This is a genomic window from Paraburkholderia ribeironis (genome assembly GCF_900019265.1).
GTDB classification, from domain to species: Bacteria; Pseudomonadota; Gammaproteobacteria; order Burkholderiales; family Burkholderiaceae; genus Paraburkholderia; species Paraburkholderia ribeironis.
This window is the reverse complement of the sequence record NZ_CYGX02000064.1, coordinates 50,648-68,763: the sequence shown is the minus strand read 5'-3', so window position 1 is coordinate 68,763 and position 18,116 is coordinate 50,648. Positions and strand designations below refer to the sequence as shown.

Sequence of the window (18,116 nt, the reverse complement as noted above, 5' to 3'; positions counted from 1 at the left end):
TGAGGCGTCGGCAGGCGCGTGAGTGACGTCAGGTCGGAATGCCGCCGGCTGCTACGCGTTGGAGATGTCGTGGCTCACCGAACGGTTGATAGTTCGGAGCGCCTTGGGCTGACGGCGCAGCAGCAGATAGAAGGCGGCCACATGCGTAATCATCAGCACAGGCACGTAGATGATCGGAATCGCGTACGTGGCGCCCAGTTCTCCCGCACGCGCAGGAAGATCGGCCAAGGTAGCGTGGTAGTAGTCGAGGATGAGGTCGATCACGCCCACAAGATTGAAGGCTACGACGAACAACCAGAAGAGCGGGCGCACGCGTGCTGTGAGCAGCGCCAGCATCGCCAGCACTCCTGTTGCGAAGTCGCCGTATGCGGCGAACACGGCGAAGCTGGCAGGCAGCTGGGGACTCACGACGCCCGGCAGGATGAAGACGAGACCGAAGAAACGGAAGCTGTGCAAGGTGGCAATCGCACGTTGCGCTTCGAATGGCTCCATCGACTTGAGCCTGGGCCAGATGTACACGCCGAAGCAAAGCAGCCAGGCGACATAGCCCAGAACAAGATGCAACTGGAAGAGAAGAGTCGGTGACATGTTGCCTCCTGGCAGGTGTTGTCCGGCGTATTGACGATAAGGAAGGAGATCATCCGGCGCGTCGCCGGATCAGCTGACGCAGCGACAGCGCGTGCAGCAGGATCGAGCCTGGCACCACGAAAGCAGGGGTCAGCACATACGGATAAGCGCCGGCATCAATGCTCGGCCCACCCGGAACGATCAACTGGAACCGGCCGGGCGCGGTGATCATCCCCAAGGTAATCGCGACAGCGAAATCGGCGAGGCCGAAGATGTTCCACGCGATCGCCGCCTTTCGACCTTGAGCTGTGCCGCTCGCCACGGCGATTGCCGCCGGCACGGCGAACAGGCCGGTCAGCACATCCCCCATTCCCGCCGGCAAGGAGGACACGGCGGGCACGACCCCATGCAGCCACGCAGCGATAGCCCAGCTGCCGAATACCCGGTAAAACTGAAGCGCGATGAGCCAGCTCGCGGGCATCGCATCGAGCACCTGCCCTACCCGCTTCGAGCGCAGCAACAGCGGCGCGCCGATGATCACCGGCACGAAGATCGCCAACGGCAGCCACGGCGCCGTTGGAGGCGTGCCGCCCAGGCGAAACACGCCGTTGATTGCCGCGCTCCAGACGAGCGCGAACCAAAGCGTGTGCGGGATGATGATCGCAAGCCAGGTCGCGCGGCGTTGGCCCGGCGTCAGGTTTGTGCTTTCGAGGCCGAGCCACAAACCGGCCGCGATAAACGCATGGGCCACCAGCTGGTGTGCCGTGGTTTGAAAGCCGCTCGCCGGGATAATCGGCTGCCAGTAGATCAACCCGATCCACAGGACCGTCAGCGGCGCGATCCAAAGCAGGCTGCGCCCCGCAGAGCGCGGCGGGGCGATGCCAGCGGAAACAGCGGGGGTGTTCATCAGCGGTTCTCCGGTGAATGCGGGACTTCGTGGCCGGTCAGACAGGTCGCGCGTTCGTGTTCGCGCAGGCCATCAAGTAGATCAGTCATAGCAAGGTCCCCCACTCCTGATCTGCAGGTGTTAGGTGTACCATCGTCTCGCGCGAGTGACTATTCACCACAATGTTGACGGGCTATGAAGCAGAACTTCACAGTCAGGCAGGGCGCGCTCGATGGCGTGGAGGCGTTCCTGTGCGTTGCCCGGCATCGCAGTTTTCGCAAGGCAGCCGCGGAACTCGGGGTGACGCCGTCAGCCATCAGTCAGGCGGTGCGTGTACTCGAAACGCGCCTTGGCGCAGCGCTCTTCATACGCACCACGCGTAGTGTCGGCTTGACGGAAGCTGGCGAACGGTTCCTGTCGCGTGCAAAGCCTGCCTTCGAAGAACTTGTTGCCGCCGGCGAGGTTGCGCGCGGACTCGGCCAGCGGCCCGCCGGATTGTTGCGCCTCTCGGTGCCGCGCGCTGTTGTCCCGATCCTGCTGGAACCACTGATCGCATCCTTCTGCCAGGCCTATCCCGAGATCGAAGTGGAGATCGCCACGAGCAAGGAGCTGATCGATATCGGAGCGGAAGGATTCGACGCCGGCATCCGGCTGGGTCAGTTCGTTCCCGCCGACATGGTCGCGGTGCCGTTGACGCCACCGTTTCGGTTCATCGTCGTGGGTAGCCCTGGCTACTTCGCAGAGCGCTGCCGGCCCATGCACACAGACGATCTACGCCAACACGCATGCCTGCGATGGCGGCAATCCAGCGGCGCGCTCGCGCCATGGTCATTCAACGACAACGGTCACGCGATCGAGATCGCCGTATCCGGGCCTCTCATCGCCCATGACTTTCCGACCATGCTTGGCGCGGCGATAGAAGGCGTAGGCCTTGCCCAGCTACCTGAGCCGATGGTCGCTGAAGGGGTGCGTGCGGGAAAACTGGTACACGTGCTGGAGGCATACGCGCCTGTGATACCGGGCGTGTTCCTCTACTTTCCGGGCCATCGGCAGATCATGCCGAAGCTGCGCGCGTTCATCGATCATGTGAAGAGCCGCACGGCAGGCTATGGCAAGGTCCGGGCGCAAGATGACGCGAGACGTGTCGCGGCGCGGAAAAGAGGATGATGGACTGCCGCAGCAAGCCGCGAGTACTTTGACGAGAGACATAGCCCACTCCAGGATGGTCTCTCTTCCGCCGGTTCAAAAGGCCGAACCAGCGCACGGACTGTCACGGCTTTTTCAGAAAACAGGTCGCCGTTGCAGTCGCAAGCAGCTTCCCGTCGGCCGACTTCAGCGTGCCCTCCGATGTGGCGATGTTACGGGAGACGTGGACGGTGCTGCCCTCGGCAACCAGCTCCTGGTCGCGCGGCACGGGCCGGAGCATCTTCACCTGCAGATCGATGGTGCCATAGCCGACGCCAGCCTCCAGCGTCGAATGCACTGCACAGCCCGTCACGGAATCGAGTACCGTAGCCGCGAAGCCGCCATGGACCCCGCCCATCGGATTGAGGTGTCGCTCATCGGCCCGCGCAGTTATCTTCACGCGCCCGAAATCGACGTCCACGAAGGTCATCGGCACGGTCCTCGCCATCGCCGAGGGCGACAACTGCCCCGCCACCACAGCGCGCAGTAACTCCAGTCCGGTCATCTTCTGCAAGTTCATCGGCATTTCCTTTGGTGCTCAAACGAGCAGCGAACTGAACATCACATCGACAAATTCCTTCAGCGGCGCGTCACTCCTGTCGACCCGCATACGCAGAAGCGCGCCTTCCCAGCTGTTGAGAACAAACTGGGCAAGCATCGACGCAGGTAGCCGATTGCCGATGGCTCCCGTTTTCTGCGCCTCGGCGATGCACACTTCGAACAGTCTGCTCCAGGTCCTGAAATGCGTAGCGAGGCTATCGCGGATGGGCACACTGTGATCGGCCACTTCCAGGCTCAGGTTGCCCAACAAGCAGCCGCGCGCATAGCCGGTCGCCTGATAGCCCCGGATTCTCTGGTCGAAATAGGTGCGCAACCGATCGAGCGGCGGCATGTCGTGGTTCTCGAAGAGCGCGCGAAGTTCGACAAGGCCCTGGCCGAAATAGAAGTCGACCACTTCCTTGCCAAAAGCTTCCTTGCTTTCGAAGTGGTTATAAAAGGAGCCCTTGGGAACGTCGGCCGCATCAACGATCTCCTTGATTCCCGTTGCGGCGTAGCCCGCTTCATGAAGCATCCGCAGTCCGGCTTGGATCAGGTTGCCGCGGGTGTGCGGCCTTGGCTTTGGCCCACGTCGAGCCGTTGTGGTTTGCGATTCCATTTTCTGGTGCTCATAAATGTGACCGGTCGTCTTGCATTGTGGTGTTCATGAGGGAGACTGTCAAGGCCGGCCTCCTTGGCCTGGCAAGAACCCGCGCTTCCGTGTTGGCCAACAGGGCCACCCCTCAGGGCTCGTCGAAAAAATTCTCAGCTCGCCCGCTGAGCGGCTCATGACTAGCCAGGGCCATCACTGTCCGTTCCATGCGCGTGCTCGCGAACTAACCTCTTAGCCCGACGAGGTAACCCGGCACGTTCTGCGCGACCGGCAATCACACTTGACTTATTTAAGACGACCGGTCATATTAAAAAAGACGAGGTCGGACTGACCTCGCTGAACGCTGAGCCCCTCGGCCTCACGGCCATGGGTACCTTGTCTGGTTACCAAGGATCTACCGAATGCCGTCACCATCGCTGCTTTCTCCCCTTCAGCTCGGCCGCTACAGGCTGAACCATCGCGTGGTCATGCCGCCCCTGACACGCATGCGCGCCGGCATGGGCAATGTCCCGAACGAACTCGCTCCGGGGTATTACGGCCAACGCGCTACCCGGGGCGGCTTCATCGTCACCGAGGCCACACAGGTCACCCCCTACGGTCAGGGTTATCCATCGACGCCGGGCATCCACTCGGCCGAGCAGATCGAGGGCTGGAAGAAGGTCACCGACGCGATACATGCCAAGGGCGGCGTCGTCTTCCTGCAGTTGTGGCATGTCGGGCGTTCGTCCCATTCGAGTTTCCAGCCGGGCGGTGTGCTGCCGGTCGGCCCATCGGCCATCGCGATCACGACCGAGGTCTCGCTGACGCCGGAATGGAAGCAGGTGCCCTATGAGACGCCGCGCGCTCTGGAGCTCGACGAGATTCCCGGCATCGTCGAGGCATACCGCGAAGGCGCGCGCAAAGCGATGACCGCTGGTTTCGACGGTGTCGAGGTGCACGGCGCCAACGGCTATCTGCTGGAGCAGTTCCTGCACGACCGCTCGAACAAGCGAGCCGACATCTACGGCGGATCGGTGGAGAACCGTGCTCGCCTGCTTCTGGAGGTGGTGGAGGCCGTCATCGGGATCTGGGGACCGGACCGCGTCGGTGTTCGCCTGTCGCCCTTCGCCACCTACAACGATGTCGGCGACTCCGATCCGATCGGTCTTTACGGCTACCTTCTCCCCCGTCTGGACAAGCTCGGGATCGCCTATGTGAGCCTGATCGAGGCGCGTGGTGGCGGCGGAATGCAGATCGGTTCGCCAAGCGCCGTCGATCAGCTGCGTTCCTTTTGGCCCAGAACTCTGATCCTCGCCGGCGGATTCACCCAGGACACCGCCGAGCAAGCGATCCGTTCCGGTCGCGCCGATGCCATCGCATTCGGGCGGCTGTTCATCGCCAATCCCGACCTGCCGGTGCGTCTGAAGCTCGGCGCCCAGTTGAACCCTTACGACCGTTCGACCTTCTATGGCGGCGGTGCGGCCGGATATGTCGATTATCCCGCGCTGGAGAAAGCAGACCTGGCGGAGTAGTCCCGAATTCACCGTAACGTCGGGTGACACAAGAGCCCGGCAATCCAACAGATGTCAATTAAACAGGAGTACCAACTATGAAGATCGTTGTCTTGGCCGCAGCCGGGCAAGCGGGCCGTACCATCCTCAGCGAACTCATCAGCCGCGCACACCAGGTTACGGCAGTGGCTCGCAACCCCGACAAGCTTCCGAAAAGCATCAATTGTGTTCGCGACGACCTTGCCAGCGTCGACCGGATTGCGCAGATCGTCGCCGGCGCGGATGCCGTCGTCAGCGCCTTTGGTCCACCGAAGGATGATCCCCGGTTTTTCTCCGACGTGAACTACACGGATCAGTTGGCGAGCGTTACCGAGCGAGAGATTGCAGCCGTTCGCAAGGCCGGCGTTCCCCGCCTGATCATGGTGGGCGGAGCCGGTTCGCTGTGGTTCTCGCCGGGCGTGAGAGTGCTCGAGTCCGGTCACTGGCCGAAGGAACTGGTTCCGATTGCAACATCGCATACGAAGGCTTTCGCTGCCTTGAGAGCGTCCGACATCAACTGGACGTATTTCAGCCCGCCCATGTTGATCGAGCCCGGCGTTCGCACCGGTAAGTTCCGCCTTGGCGGCGATGACCTCATCGTGGACGAACAGGGCAAGAACTGGGTCTCCTTCGAAGACTACGCCATCGCTCTGGTCGACGAACTCGAGAAGCCGGCGCATGAGCGGGCGCGCTTCACCATCGGCTACTAGAAAATGGCGGCTAGCCTTCCGCGCTTGACTACTCGGTCAGGCAGTGGCGTAGCGACGCGGGGGGCTCGAATTGAAGGGACTGGCAGTGGAGCCGTTTCGCATCAACCATCAACGGCGAAACACGGCCACAAGATTTTCTTTACCCTCGCGCAACTTATCCTCGATTGTCAGCGGTCGACAAAAGCCGGATAGTCCGACCTCGACGAACCCGTCGACCGACATTCAAGGAAACGTTGCCCATGAACTTCCGAGCGATCAGCCCCATCGTGTCCGTGATGTTCGGGTTGTGCGCGAACCCGTCGGTCGGCCATGCCGCCGGCAACGCGCAAGACCGGATCCGGCCCATCGTCGATGCGGCCATCCAACCCATGATGGAGAAATACCACATTGCCGGGATGGCGGTCGGCGTCATTGTCGGCGGCGAGTCCTACGTGTTCGACTATGGCGTGAGCTCGACGGCAACCCGCAAGCCGGTCACGCGTGACACGTTGTTCGAGCTCGGTTCCGTCAGCAAGACCTTTACCGCGACGCTGGCCGCGTATGCACAAGAGAGCGGCGCGCTGTCGTTGCCGGACCGTACGGAGAAGTACCTGCCGGCGCTGCAAGGTCGTCCGTTCGGCAACCTGAGCCTTCTGAATCTCGGCACGCACACACCTGGCGGGCTGCCGTTACAGGTACCCGAGAACATCCACGACAACGACCAGCTGATGCAATATTTCGAGGCGTGGCAGCCCGCCCACACGCCCGGCACCTACCGGACTTATAGCAATCCCGGCATTGGCACGCTCGGCTTGATCACCGCGAAGGCGATGGGCCGGGACTTCACCGCGTTGATGCAGCAGCGCGTGTTTTTCGCGCTCGGCATGACGAGCAGCTACATCGACGTGCCACCCGCGAAAATGCCCGACTATGCGCAAGGCTATACGAAAGACGGCGCGCCGATTCGCATGGCGGCAGGCGTGTTATCGTCCGAGGCATATGGCGTCAAGACCAATGCCGCCGACATGCTCCGCTTCGTCGAAGCGAACATGAACCTGCTGCCACTCGACCAGAAGCTCCAGCGCGCGATCACGGCCACGCACACCGGCTATTTCAAGGCAGGCGCGCTGACCCAGGACCTGATCTGGGAACAATATCCGTATCCGGTCGCGTTGAAGACATTGCAGGTGGGCAACGCGCCCGCGATGGCGCTCGACGCGATGCCTGCCACCGAAATCAAACCACCGCTGCCGCCAGCGCAAGACGTCTGGATCAACAAGACCGGCTCGACCAACGGCTTCAGCGCTTATGTCGCGTTCGTTCCGGCACGGCGCGTCGGGATCGTGATTCTCGGCAACCGGAACTTCCCGATCGAAGCACGGGTGAATGCCGCATATCAGATCCTGACGGCGTTCGCCGGCAGCGGAACCTGATCATGCGCGCTTTGGCGATGAACCACTCACGGCGCCTACGGCCGCAACCGCGCCCGCGCGGCGCTGGCGATGCGCGCGAGCGTCTCCGCACTCAGGCGTGCGGCGATTTTCTCGACGTAGGCGTGATGCCGCGCCTGCAGCGGCGCGCCGAGTTGTTGCGCGAGCAGATAGCGGATCAGCGCGATGCGCCGGTGCCGTAGCACGATGCTCTGATCGAGCAACGCGAGCGCGGCATCGGCGTCGCCCTCGTGGAACGCGCGCTCGGTGAGGCGCGCGGTGGCGAGACGGGTCGACGTCATGGCAGTCAGTGGGGACACGAGTCGGATGAGCGGACCGGATGAGCTGCGCGCGATGCGCGCGCAGCCATCGCTCGCCCGCGCGTTACGACATCAGTGGCTCGGCCGCGTCGAGCATGATCTTGACGAAGTAGTCCGCGAAGCTGCGGCGCACGACAATGTCGAAGCTGTCCGCACCGGTCGCCAGCAAGGTGATCGAGGCCTTGAAATAGTGGCTCTGCGCGCACTGTCCGTCGCCAAATAGTTTGGGGTGCAGATCAAGTGGACAACCACGTGCCAGCACCTCACGCGTGCGCGTGCCGCTGATTTCGAGCACCGTATAGCCGCTGCCGATATCGACCGCCGACGCGAACAGGCCGGTGAACGCCGCGCCGAGCTTCGCCTGCAGCGGCGCGGTGTGTGCGGCGTCGTGCGCGGTGGCCGAGCATACCAGCCACTCGTCCGGACCGAGCCACATCATGTCGTAGCCATTGCCGCGCGCCACCGTGTTCGCCTTCTCCGGCGGCCGGCAGCCGATCACGTCCTGCACCGCCTGCATGAACGCCGCATCGCGCGTATCGCCGCGCACGTTCACGAGTTCCAGAAAGGGGCGCTCGCTCAGCCTGAATGCGCTGGACGTCGTCGCCTGATGCTTCTTCAGCAGCGCGTTGACACCCGCGAGCGGAGATTCCTGCCACACGCCCGTTGATGCACCGGTCTTGCGATCCACGGTCGACACCGTGCCGCCTGTTTCATTCCACATGTTGACGTGCTCCTTCGCTGTCATAGAACACCGAGCTGGTGACTTTGGCTGCAATCTGCTTGCCGCTCGCAAGCGGGATCGTGACCGTCTCGCCCATCTTGTCGAGACCGCCCTTCACCACCGCCATCGCGATCGAGCGTTTCAGGATCGGGCTGTAGTAGCTCGACGTGACGTGGCCGAGCATCGGCGCGGTCTCGCCCTGGAACGGCCCGGCGACGATCTGCGAGCCTTCCGGTATCACGAACGACGGATCGTCCGCCAGCAGCCCGACCAGTTGCTTGCGGCCGGCCTTCGCGGTGTCCGAACGCGTCAGCGAGCGCTTGCCGAGAAAGTCCTTCGACTTCGCGACGAGCCCGCCCATGCCGAGGTCGTATGGCGTCATCGAGCCATCCGTATCCTGGCCGACGATGATGTAGCCCTTTTCCGCGCGCAGTACGTGCATCGTTTCGGTGCCATACGGCGTGATGTCGAATTCCGCGCCCGCGGCCATCAGCGCTTCCCAGACCGCGCGCCCAACGTTGGCCGGCACGTTCACTTCATAAGCGAGTTCGCCGGAGAAGCTGATGCGCATCACGCGTGACGCCGCGCCGGCCACCGTGCCATCGCGATAGCTCATGAACGGGAACGCCGCATTCGCGAAGTCGATGTCGTGACAGACCTTCTGCAGCACCTTGCGGCTGTTCGGGCCGACCACCGCAAACGTGGCCCAGTGATCCGTGACCGACGCGAGCCGCACGCGCATATCCGGCCACTCCGTTTGCAGCCAGCGTTCGAGCCACGTCAGCACGCGCGCCGCGCCGCCGGTGGTGGTCGTCATCATGTAGTGCTGATCGGCGAGCCGCACGGTCACGCCGTCGTCGAAGATCATGCCGTTTTCGTCGAGCATCAGACCATAGCGGCACTTGCCGACTTCCAGCTTGGTCCATGGATTCGTATAGACCCAGTTCAGCAGCTTCGCGGAGTCGGGGCCCTGGATGTCGATCTTGCCGAGCGTCGACGCGTCGAGGATGCCGACGCTCGTGCGCACCGCGAGCGATTCGCGTGCGACCGCCGCATGCATGTCCTCGCCCGCCTTCGGGTAATACCACGGGCGCTTCCAGTTGCCTACGTCCTCGAACGCCGCGCCGTTTTCGACGTGCCATTCGTGCACCGCGGTCTTGCGCACCGGGTCGAGAAACTCGCCCAGCTCGCGGCCGGCGAAGGTGCCGAACGTAACCGGCGTGTAGTTCGGCCGGAAGGTCGTGGTGCCGGTCTCCGGAATCGTCTTGCCGAGCGCCTGCGCGAGAATCGCCATGCCGTTGATGTTGCCGAGCTTGCCCTGATCGGTGCCGAAGCCCATCGCCGTGTAGCGCTTCACGTGCTCGACCGACTCGAAGCCTTCGCGTGCGGCAAGAAAGATATCCGCGGCCGACACATCATTCTGGAAGTCGACGAACTGCTTCGGCCCGCGCGTGGCCAGCTGGCGTCCGCCCACCAGCCACAGCGGCTCGATCTTCGCCTCGGTCAGCTCGGCCACCTGCACCGGATTCGGCCGCGCGACGATATGGCCCGCCGCACGCGCCGCCTCGACGCCGGCATCGACTGCGAAGCGGATGCCCCGGGCGAGCGTGAAGTCGCCCGCGCACGCGCCGACGCTCGTCTCCGCCTGCATCGCCTTGCCCGGCACGAAGCAGGCCTTGTCGTCATGCCAGTGCGCCTTGCCGCCCGATTGCGCGAACAGATGCAGCACCGGGCTCCAGCCACCGGACATCGCGAGCAGATCGCATGGCAGTTCGCCCTGCTGCGCCCCGACCTGTCCGTTCGTATACGACGCCACGTCGACCGCCGCGACGCGCAGCTTGCCGTGCGCCGCCGTGACGACCGCGCCGTTCATCACCTTGACGCCATAGCGTCGGGCGAGCGCGGGCAGCGTGCCCTTCGATTCGCCTGCGCGCGGATCGATCACCGTGACTTGTGCGCCGGCCGCCTTCAGGTCGAGCGCGCATTGATAGCCGTCGTCGTTGTTGGTGAACACCACCGCGTTGCGCCCCGGCAGCACCGCATAGCGATGCAGATAGGTCGACACCGCCGAGGCCAGCATCACACCGGGCAGATCATTGTTGCCGAACACGATCGGCCGTTCATGTGCACCGGTCGCGAGAATCACGCGTTTCGCGCGGATCTTCCACATCAGCTCGCGCGTGCCCTTGCGTTGCGAAACCGGCAGATGCTCGGTGAGCCGCTGCGTGACCGTCACGAGGTTGTGGTCCTGGTAGCCGAACGCGGTGCTGCGGCACAGGATCTTCACGTCGGGCATCTGCCGCAATTCGTCTTCGATCTTCTGCACCCATTGCAGCGCGGGCTTGCCGTCGATCTCCGCACGGCACGACAGCAACGAGCCGCCGAGTTCGGGCTGATCGTCGACCAGCGTCACACGTGCGCCGGAGAGCGCCGCCGCATGCGCGGCCGCGATTCCGGTCGGGCCGCCGCCGACCACCAGCACGTCGCAATGCGCAAAGCACTTGTCGTAGCGGTCCGCGTCGAGCTGCTCCGGCGCCTTGCCGAGACCGGCCGCGTCGCGGATCACTTCCTCGTACTTCGGCCAGAATTTGCGCGGCCACATGAAGGTCTTGTAGTAGAAGCCGGCCGGAATGAAGCGCGCGAACTTCTGGTTGATCGCCATGCGGTCTTTCTCGATGCTGGGCTTCGCGTTCACGCTGGTGGCGACGAGTCCCTGATACAGCTCTACTTCGGTCGCACGCGCGTTCGGCACGGTGTACGCGCCGGTTTCGAGTTGCACGACTGCATTCGGCTCCTCGACGCCCGCCGTCACGATACCGCGCGGCCGGTGGTACTTCCAGCTGCGCGCGACGAAGTGCACGCCATTGGCGAGCAGCGCGGAAGCCAGCGTGTCGCCCTGATAGCCCTGATATTTGACGCCGTTGAACGTGAAACTCAGCGCGATCGCGCGATTGATGCGCCCGCCGTTCGCGAGTCGGTCTTTCTGGCTCATGATGCTTTGCCCTCTTGTGCTTTACCTTGTGCCCCGGCGTCGGTGTTGTCCGTTGAGAGCAGCGGACGCTCGAACGTCTCGTAGCCCTGGATCTCGTAGCTCACCGTGTCGCGCCGCGCCTTGAACCAGCGGCGGCAGCCCTGCGTATGCAGCCACTGCTCGTGGTGCACGCCGCGCGGGTTCTTGCGCATGAACAGGTAGTCGCCCCATTCCTTGTCGGTGAGTTTGTCGCTGTCGAGCGGACGGACAATGTCCGCTTCGCCGCCGCAGGAAAATTCGGTTTCGGCGCGCGGTCCGCACCACGGGCATTCGATCAGCAGCATCTGGTTCTCCCATACAACGTGTTGGTTGGCGCCTGAGCGCCGTGGTCCGGTTCCATGCAATCCATCGCGACGCCCAGCATTAGTGGGCAACCGCGGCGGCGCCGTGCTCGTCGATCAGGTGGCCGGTGTAGAAACGATCCAGCGAGAACGGCGCGTTCAGTGGATGCGGTTCGTCCTTCGCGATGGTGTGCGCGAAGACCCAGCCCGACCCCGGCGTCGCCTTGAAGCCGCCGGTGCCCCAGCCGCAATTGAAGTACAGGCCCTTCACGTCGGTCTTGCTGATGATCGGGCACGCATCCGGCGACACATCCACGATGCCGCCCCACTGGCGGTTCATCCGCACACGCGAGAACACCGGGAACATTTCGACGATCGCCTCGAGCGTGCCTTCGATGATGTGGAAGCTGCCGCGCTGCCCGAACCCCGTGTACTGATCGACGCCCGCGCCGATCACCAGGTCGCCCTTGTCGGACTGGCTGATGTACGCGTGCACCGCATTCGACATCACGACGGTATTGACGACCGGCTTGATCGGCTCGGACACCAACGCCTGCAACGGATGGCTTTCCAGCGGCAGACGCACGCCGGCCATGTCGGCGAGCGTCGAGGTGTTGCCCGCCGTCACCACCGCGACCTTCTTCGCCTTGATGAACCCCTTCGTGGTGTCGACGCCGATCACCTGGCTGCCGTTGCGGCGAATCCCCGTGACCTGGCAGTTCTGCACGATATCGACGCCCGCCTGGTCCGCGCCGCGTGCGAAGCCCCAGGCCACCGCGTCGTGCCGGGCCACGCCGCCGCGCCGCTGGATCGATGCGCCGAGCACCGGATAGCGGCTGTTCAGATTGATAGTGGGTTCGAGCTCCTTGATCTGCGCGGGCGTGAGGAACTCGGCGTCGACGCCGTTCAGGCGGTTCGCATTCACGCGGCGCTCGGTGTCGCGCACGTCCTGCAGCGTGTGCGCGAGGTTCATTACGCCGCGCTGGCTGAACATCACGTTGTAGTTGAGATCCTGCGAGAGCCCTTCCCACAGCTTCATCGCCTTCTCGTAGAGCGCGGCCGATTCGTCCCACAGGTAGTTCGAGCGCACGATGGTCGTATTGCGCGCCGTATTGCCACCGCCGATCCAGCCCTTCTCCAGCACGGCGACATTGCGCACGCCGTGTTCTTTCGCGAGGTAATACGCGGTGGCGAGACCATGCCCGCCGCCGCCGACGATCACGACGTCGTATTCACCCTTGGGCTCGGGGCTCTTCCATTGTCGCTCCCAGTTTTCGTGATACGACATCCCGTTGCGCAACAGGCTGAATATCGAATAGCGGCTCATCGTGGGTCCTCGTTCGTGCTGTCTTTGTGGGTGCTTCGTAGCGGGTTCAACATTCGATGACGTTCACGGCCAGGCCGCCGCGCGACGTCTCCTTGTATTTCGTCTTCATGTCGGCGCCGGTCTCGCGCATCGTCTTGATCACGTTGTCGAGCGACACATAGTGCTGGCCGTCGCCCTTCATCGCCATGCGCGCCGCGTTGATCGCCTTGATCGCGCCCATCGCGTTGCGTTCGATGCAGGGAATCTGCACGAGCCCGCCGACCGGATCGCAGGTCATGCCAAGGTTGTGCTCCATGCCGATTTCAGCGGCGTTCTCGACCTGGGTCGGCGTGCCGCCCATCACAGCGGCGAGTGCTGCGGCAGCCATCGAGCAGGCCACGCCCACCTCGCCCTGGCAGCCGACCTCGGCACCGGAGATCGACGCGGTCTCCTTGTAGATGATGCCGATCGCGGCGGCGGTCAGCATGAAGTCGACGATGCCCGCGTCGCTCGATGCATGCATGAACTTCACGTAGTAATGCAGCACCGCGGGAATCACGCCGGCCGCGCCGTTGGTCGGCGCGGTGACGACCCGTCCGCCGGCCGCGTTTTCCTCGTTGACGGCCATTGCGTACAGGTTGACCCAGTCGAGCATCGACAGCGGATCGCGCAGCGACTCTTCCGAGCGCGCACGCAATTGCGTGTACAGATCGGCGGCTCGGCGCTTCACGTGCATCGGGCCGGGCAACTCGCCGTGCACCTTGCAGCCGCGTTCGACGCAGGCGGCCATCGTGCGCCAGATCGCCAGCAGCCCTTCGCGCACTTCAGATTCGCTGCGCGTCGCGCATTCGTTGCGCAGCGTCAGCTGGGCAATCGACAAGCCGGATTCGCGGCACACGCGCATCAGGTCCTCGCCGGTACGGAACGGGTACGGCACATCGGCGCTCGCGCGCACACCGTTCACGCGATCGCCTTCGCGATTGACCACGAAGCCGCCGCCGATCGAGTAATACTCTTTCTCCACCAGCAGCTGCCCGTTTTCGTCGAATGCCTGAAAACGCATGCCGTTCGGATGCACGATGCCCGAGCCCGGTGCGCCCGGCATCAGCTTGCGGAAGAAACCGAGGTGCTCACGCTCGTCGAAGCCGACTGGATGCTTGCCGAGCAGCGCCAGTTGCTTCGTCTCGCGGATCGCCCGCAAACGCGGCTCGATCAGGTCCGGGTCGATCAGCTCGGGCAGATTGCCTTCGAGCCCGAGCAGCACCGCCTTGTCGGTGCCGTGCCCTTTGCCGGTCGCGCCGAGCGAGCCGAACAGCTCGATCTTCACGCGCCGCACGAAGCCGAGCAGATTGGCGTCTTCGATATGCGACGCGAAGCGGCATGCGGCGATCATCGGGCCGACTGTGTGCGAGCTCGAAGGACCGATACCGATCTTGAAGAGATCGAAGACGCTGACGTTCATGGCTTGCCTTGTGCGTTGCGATGCCGGGTTGAATGTGATGCTATTGCACCGCACGTCGAGCGGGATCGATAGAATAAAAACGGCATGGCAATGGGATAGTGGCGTCAAGCGGCCGGCCGGCAAAGCGCTGCGGCGTATTTGCGATGACTTCCGACGCATTTGCGACAGGCGCCCAGGTTGCGGCTGGCGATGCTGGCATGGGGGCGGTGACGCAGATGAGTGACGCAGATAAGTGACGCAGATGAGTGACGCCTATGAAGTGCCGCCGAAGCGCCCTCGATCCCCGGTGTTATGCTCGATTCCACTCTTTCCCTTGTTGTCCGCCTGCATGAATTCCGCTGAACCGCTTGCCCTTCAATCGATCCACGGCACCTCGAAGCAACGCATCCGCTTCGGCATCATCCTGTTGCCGAACTTCACGCTCACGGCGTTCTCCGGTTTCGTCGATCTGCTGCGCCTGTCCGCCGATGAAGGCGACTTCAGCAAACCGGTGCGCTGCTCGTGGAGCGTCCTGGGGGAAACCCTCGCGCCGGTGCGTGCGAGTTGCGGCATCCAGATCACGCCATGGGAAACCTTCGACACCGCCGAGCCGTTCGACTACGTGGTGGTAGTCGGCGGCCTGCTGCATTCAGGGCCCGCCGCCAGCGATGCGACGCTCGCATTCATCCGCCGCGCCGCCGCCACCGACGCGACGCTGGTCGGCATGTGCACCGGCGTGTTCTCGCTGATGCGCGCAGGCGTGCTCGAAGGTCACCGCATCTGCGTGAGCTGGTTTCACTACTGGGATTTCATCGAGCGCTTTCCGTCGGTCAACGAACAAGCGCTGGTCGCCGACCGGCTGTTCGTGATCGACCGGCGGCGCATCACCTGTTCCGGTGGCCGCGCGTCGATCGACGTGGCCGCGGCGATCTTGCTGCGTCACTTCGAAACCGCCACCGTGCAGAAGGCGCTGCGCATTCTGCTGGTCGACGACATGCAGAAAGGCAACGCGCCACAGCCGCATCCGCCGGGGCTCGCGCCCGCCGCGCATCCGAAGGTCAAGCGCGCGATCCTGCTGATGGAGCAACACGTGGGGCGGTCGTTGTCGCTCGACGAACTGGCGGGCAAGCTCGACCTCTCGCCGCGTCAGCTCGAACGGCTCTTCAAGGCGCAAACCGGCAAGGCGCCGCAGGCCTACGCGAAGCAGGTGCGTTTGCGCACCGCCGCGTGGCTGCTGACGAGTTCGGACAAGACTGTCGCGGACATTGCGTCGAGTTGTGGTTTTTCCGACGCGTCGCATCTGGGCCGCGAATTCCGCAAGCAGTTTGGCCTGCCGCCAATGATGTATCGCGAACAGCGCGGCACCGCGGCAGAAGTGGAAGACGCCTGTGGCTACGACGAGACGTTTCCAGGGCGGGCGCAGGCGATCTGATCCGGCGGGTATGGAGGCGCGTGGGTGGTCTTCGCTAGACAGGTTTCGCCAAGGCGCTCTCCCCAGGGCGGCTGTCTAACCCGCCCTCGCCCTGCCCCGCTCGCGCCGCCGAAGCGGCACCGAACCGAAACGAACCGAAGCGCTGCCTGTCACTGCCCCGCGACGTAGGCCTTCACCGCCGGCAAGCCATCCTTGCCGTCGAACGTCTTCACTCCAGCCAGCCACTTGTCGAGCACGGCGGGATTTTGCTTCAGCCACTCGCGCGCAGCCTTGTTCGGATCGCTCTTGTTCATGATCGGCAGCATCACATGGTTCTCGATGTCGGTCGTGAACTGCAGGTTCGACACCAGCTTCGCGACGTTCGGACAGCGCGTCGAGTAATCGTTCGGCGTGACCGTCAGCACTTTCGCTTCGCCGTAGTTCGGGCCGAATACCGCATCGCCGCCCGCCAGATAGTCGATCTTCATCTGCACGTTCATCGGATGCGGCTCCCAGCCGAGAAACACGATCGGCTTCTTCTCGCGGATCGCGCGGTTCACCTCGACCAGCATGCCCGCCTCGCTCGACTCCACCAGCCTGAACTTGCCGAGCCCGAACTGATTGCTGTCGATCATCTTCTTGATCAGCGCATTGCCGTCGTTGCCCGGCTCGATCCCGTAGATCTTGCCGTCGAGCTTGTCGTAATTCTTCGCGATATCGGTGAAGGTTTTGATCCCCGCCTGATACGCGTAGTCGGGCACCGCCAGCGTGTATTTCGCGCCGGTCAGGTTGGGCGTGGGCAGCACGCTCAGCTGGCCGCCCTTGCGGAACGGATCGATCATCGGGTCCATGGTCGGCGACCAGTAGCCGAGGAACACGTCGATCTGCTTGCTCTTCACGCCGGCGAACGTGATCGGCACTGATGCGATCGTTTTGCTCGGCTTGTAGCCGAGTCCTTCGAGCACCGTCGATGCAAGACCGGTGGTCGCCGCGATATCGGTCCAGCCGACATCGGCGAAACGCACGTTCCGGCACGCGGCCGGTTCCGCGGCAAAGGCGGACGACACAGACAGCGCGCACAGCGACGCAGCCCACAAACGTTTCATGGCGTTTCCTCGGGGTGATGAGTCAGTTAATAGCCGCGTCACGCGGACAAAGGCGCTTTACGCGGACAAGCGCCGCTCGACACTCGGCGCATGGCCGAACTGCGCGCGATAAGCCTTGCTGAAATGGCACGGCGAATGAAATCCGCACACGGTCGTCACCCGCGCGATCGATGCATCCGTATTGCGCAACAGCTCACGTGCGCGCCGCAATCGCAGTGTCAGGTAGTAGTGCGTCGGCGATACGCTCAGGAACATCTTGAACATGCGCTGCAAATGACGTTGCGACAGATTCACGAGCCGCGCGAGTTCGTCGAGCGATAAGGGCTCCTCTATATTCGCCTCCATGAGCCGCACCACTTCGATCAGTTCGGCGCGCGAGAAGCCGACCCGCGCGTCGACCGGAATGTGCTGATAGTCGGTCGAGCCGCGAATCCGCTCGACGACGAACTGCTCGGACACCTGCGCCGCCACCGCCTGGCCCAGCCGCATGCCGACCAGGTTCAGCATCAGATCGAGCGGCGCGGTGCCGCCGGTGCAGGTCATCCGGTCGCGGTCGATCACGAATAGCTCGTCGGCGAAACGCACATGCGGATAGCTCTTGTGCAGCGGCGACATGTCTTCCCAATGCACGGTGGCGCGATAGCCGTCGAGCAGGCCCGCGGCGAGCAGCGCATACGGACCCGTGCAGATGCCGCCGAGCGGAATGCCTTGCTCGGCCACCTCGCGCAGCAACGCAACGACCCTGTCGTCCACGTAGTCGCGCACATGCCAGCCGGCGCATACGAACAGCGCATCCGGCAGGCCGGTTTCGGCGAGCGTCGCGGTCGGCTTCACCGTGATGCCGTTGCTGGCACGCGCGGGCACGCCGTCCGGCGTGATCACCGACCAGCGGTAGTGCTGCGCGCGGCCCACGTAGTTGGCCATGCGCAGCACCTCGACCGCGCTGGTGAAGGCGATCATCGAAAAGTTCGGCAGCGTCAGGAAGCCGACGTGCGCGAGCCGGGACAACGGCGAATCCGCGTGGGCATCAACCTGGACGATCGCGTCGCGCTTCATGGGCGGC

The 18,116-nt window shown here is 63.7% G+C and carries 17 protein-coding genes; 5 read left to right on the top strand and 12 right to left on the bottom strand.

The features are described from left to right. Positions 1-51: 51 nt before the first annotated feature. Both BN2475_RS25960 and BN2475_RS25955 read right to left on the bottom strand, forming a co-directional pair. Complete coding sequence (locus BN2475_RS25960) at positions 52-588, bottom strand: hypothetical protein (protein WP_094782327.1); 537 nt, start codon at positions 586-588, stop codon at positions 52-54. A gap of 49 nt (positions 589-637) precedes the next feature. Beyond that, positions 638-1,474, bottom strand: a complete 837-nt coding sequence (locus tag BN2475_RS25955; RefSeq protein ID WP_094782326.1) for an MFS transporter — start codon at positions 1,472-1,474, stop codon at positions 638-640. A 174-nt stretch (positions 1,475-1,648) separates the two neighbouring features. Here BN2475_RS25955 and BN2475_RS25950 point away from each other — a divergent pair, with 174 nt between their 5' ends. Then, positions 1,649-2,620, top strand: a complete 972-nt coding sequence (locus tag BN2475_RS25950) for a LysR family transcriptional regulator (protein ID WP_094782325.1) — start codon at positions 1,649-1,651, stop codon at positions 2,618-2,620. 103 nt (positions 2,621-2,723) lie between these two features. Here BN2475_RS25950 and BN2475_RS25945 read toward each other — a convergent pair whose 3' ends face one another. Further along, positions 2,724-3,158: a PaaI family thioesterase gene (locus BN2475_RS25945; RefSeq protein WP_094782366.1), complete on the bottom strand. Its 435-nt coding sequence runs from the start codon at positions 3,156-3,158 to the stop codon at positions 2,724-2,726. 18 nt (positions 3,159-3,176) lie between these two features. Next, complete coding sequence (locus BN2475_RS25940) at positions 3,177-3,794, bottom strand: TetR/AcrR family transcriptional regulator (RefSeq protein ID WP_094782324.1); 618 nt, start codon at positions 3,792-3,794, stop codon at positions 3,177-3,179. A 395-nt stretch (positions 3,795-4,189) separates the two neighbouring features. Here BN2475_RS25940 and BN2475_RS25935 point away from each other — a divergent pair, with 395 nt between their 5' ends. The 3 genes from BN2475_RS25935 (at position 4,190) to ampC (ending at position 7,439) form a co-directional block, all read left to right on the top strand. Then, positions 4,190-5,299, top strand: coding sequence for an alkene reductase (locus BN2475_RS25935; protein ID WP_094782323.1), 1,110 nt, complete (start codon positions 4,190-4,192; stop codon positions 5,297-5,299). A gap of 77 nt (positions 5,300-5,376) precedes the next feature. Beyond that, a complete protein-coding gene (locus BN2475_RS25930) occupies positions 5,377-6,027 on the top strand; it encodes an NAD(P)-dependent oxidoreductase (protein WP_094782322.1) in 651 nt (216 codons plus the stop codon). A 239-nt stretch (positions 6,028-6,266) separates the two neighbouring features. Next, entirely contained in the window at positions 6,267-7,439 is a 1,173-nt protein-coding gene (ampC, locus tag BN2475_RS25925) for a class C beta-lactamase (protein WP_094782321.1), read from the top strand. Between the two features lie 35 nt (positions 7,440-7,474). Here the strand turns inward: ampC and BN2475_RS25920 are convergent, their stop codons facing one another. The 6 genes from BN2475_RS25920 to BN2475_RS25895 all read right to left on the bottom strand — a co-directional run bounded on the left by BN2475_RS25920 (position 7,475) and on the right by BN2475_RS25895 (position 14,557). Continuing rightward, a complete protein-coding gene (locus BN2475_RS25920; RefSeq protein ID WP_094782320.1) occupies positions 7,475-7,738 on the bottom strand; it encodes a hypothetical protein in 264 nt (87 codons plus the stop codon). Between the two features lie 82 nt (positions 7,739-7,820). Beyond that, positions 7,821-8,477 carry a sarcosine oxidase subunit gamma gene (locus BN2475_RS25915; RefSeq protein ID WP_094782365.1) on the bottom strand — a complete coding sequence of 219 codons (657 nt, stop codon included), beginning with the start codon at positions 8,475-8,477 and terminating at the stop codon, positions 7,821-7,823. Further along, entirely contained in the window at positions 8,467-11,469 is a 3,003-nt protein-coding gene (locus BN2475_RS25910) for a sarcosine oxidase subunit alpha family protein (protein WP_094782319.1), read from the bottom strand. The genes BN2475_RS25915 and BN2475_RS25910 overlap by 11 nt, the downstream gene beginning before the upstream one ends. Then, on the bottom strand, positions 11,466-11,792 hold the full coding sequence (locus BN2475_RS25905; protein ID WP_094782318.1) for a sarcosine oxidase subunit delta: 327 nt from the start codon (positions 11,790-11,792) through the stop codon (positions 11,466-11,468). The genes BN2475_RS25910 and BN2475_RS25905 overlap by 4 nt, the downstream gene beginning before the upstream one ends. 79 nt (positions 11,793-11,871) lie before the next feature. Beyond that, complete coding sequence (locus tag BN2475_RS25900) at positions 11,872-13,116, bottom strand: sarcosine oxidase subunit beta family protein (RefSeq protein ID WP_094782317.1); 1,245 nt, start codon at positions 13,114-13,116, stop codon at positions 11,872-11,874. Positions 13,117-13,162: 46 nt separating this feature from the next. Further along, positions 13,163-14,557 (bottom strand): L-serine ammonia-lyase, encoded by a 1,395-nt coding sequence (locus BN2475_RS25895; RefSeq protein ID WP_094782316.1) that lies wholly within the window; start codon positions 14,555-14,557, stop codon positions 13,163-13,165. A 328-nt stretch (positions 14,558-14,885) separates the two neighbouring features. Here BN2475_RS25895 and BN2475_RS25890 point away from each other — a divergent pair, with 328 nt between their 5' ends. Continuing rightward, positions 14,886-15,968 (top strand): GlxA family transcriptional regulator, encoded by a 1,083-nt coding sequence (locus tag BN2475_RS25890; protein WP_094782315.1) that lies wholly within the window; start codon positions 14,886-14,888, stop codon positions 15,966-15,968. Between the two features lie 149 nt (positions 15,969-16,117). Here BN2475_RS25890 and BN2475_RS25885 read toward each other — a convergent pair whose 3' ends face one another. Continuing rightward, entirely contained in the window at positions 16,118-17,053 is a 936-nt protein-coding gene (locus tag BN2475_RS25885) for a choline ABC transporter substrate-binding protein (RefSeq protein ID WP_094782314.1), read from the bottom strand. A gap of 57 nt (positions 17,054-17,110) precedes the next feature. Next, positions 17,111-18,109 (bottom strand): GlxA family transcriptional regulator, encoded by a 999-nt coding sequence (locus BN2475_RS25880; protein WP_094782313.1) that lies wholly within the window; start codon positions 18,107-18,109, stop codon positions 17,111-17,113. Positions 18,110-18,116 lie beyond the last annotated feature (7 nt).

Coding starts and splice junctions, on each gene's coding strand:
- BN2475_RS25960 (WP_094782327.1), bottom strand. CDS start 588: ATGTCACCGACTCTTCTCTTCCAGTTGCATCTTGTTCTGGGCTATGTC.
- BN2475_RS25935 (WP_094782323.1), top strand. CDS start 4,190: ATGCCGTCACCATCGCTGCTTTCTCCCCTTCAGCTCGGCCGCTACAGG.
- BN2475_RS25955 (WP_094782326.1), bottom strand. CDS start 1,474: ATGAACACCCCCGCTGTTTCCGCTGGCATCGCCCCGCCGCGCTCTGCG.
- BN2475_RS25950 (WP_094782325.1), top strand. CDS start 1,649: ATGAAGCAGAACTTCACAGTCAGGCAGGGCGCGCTCGATGGCGTGGAG.
- BN2475_RS25910 (WP_094782319.1), bottom strand. CDS start 11,469: ATGAGCCAGAAAGACCGACTCGCGAACGGCGGGCGCATCAATCGCGCG.
- BN2475_RS25940 (WP_094782324.1), bottom strand. CDS start 3,794: ATGGAATCGCAAACCACAACGGCTCGACGTGGGCCAAAGCCAAGGCCG.
- BN2475_RS25885 (WP_094782314.1), bottom strand. CDS start 17,053: ATGAAACGTTTGTGGGCTGCGTCGCTGTGCGCGCTGTCTGTGTCGTCC.
- BN2475_RS25915 (WP_094782365.1), bottom strand. CDS start 8,477: ATGTGGAATGAAACAGGCGGCACGGTGTCGACCGTGGATCGCAAGACC.
- BN2475_RS25905 (WP_094782318.1), bottom strand. CDS start 11,792: ATGCTGCTGATCGAATGCCCGTGGTGCGGACCGCGCGCCGAAACCGAA.
- BN2475_RS25900 (WP_094782317.1), bottom strand. CDS start 13,116: ATGAGCCGCTATTCGATATTCAGCCTGTTGCGCAACGGGATGTCGTAT.
- BN2475_RS25880 (WP_094782313.1), bottom strand. CDS start 18,109: ATGAAGCGCGACGCGATCGTCCAGGTTGATGCCCACGCGGATTCGCCG.
- ampC (WP_094782321.1), top strand. CDS start 6,267: ATGAACTTCCGAGCGATCAGCCCCATCGTGTCCGTGATGTTCGGGTTG.
- BN2475_RS25920 (WP_094782320.1), bottom strand. CDS start 7,738: ATGACGTCGACCCGTCTCGCCACCGCGCGCCTCACCGAGCGCGCGTTC.
- BN2475_RS25930 (WP_094782322.1), top strand. CDS start 5,377: ATGAAGATCGTTGTCTTGGCCGCAGCCGGGCAAGCGGGCCGTACCATC.
- BN2475_RS25945 (WP_094782366.1), bottom strand. CDS start 3,158: ATGAACTTGCAGAAGATGACCGGACTGGAGTTACTGCGCGCTGTGGTG.
- BN2475_RS25890 (WP_094782315.1), top strand. CDS start 14,886: ATGAATTCCGCTGAACCGCTTGCCCTTCAATCGATCCACGGCACCTCG.
- BN2475_RS25895 (WP_094782316.1), bottom strand. CDS start 14,557: ATGAACGTCAGCGTCTTCGATCTCTTCAAGATCGGTATCGGTCCTTCG.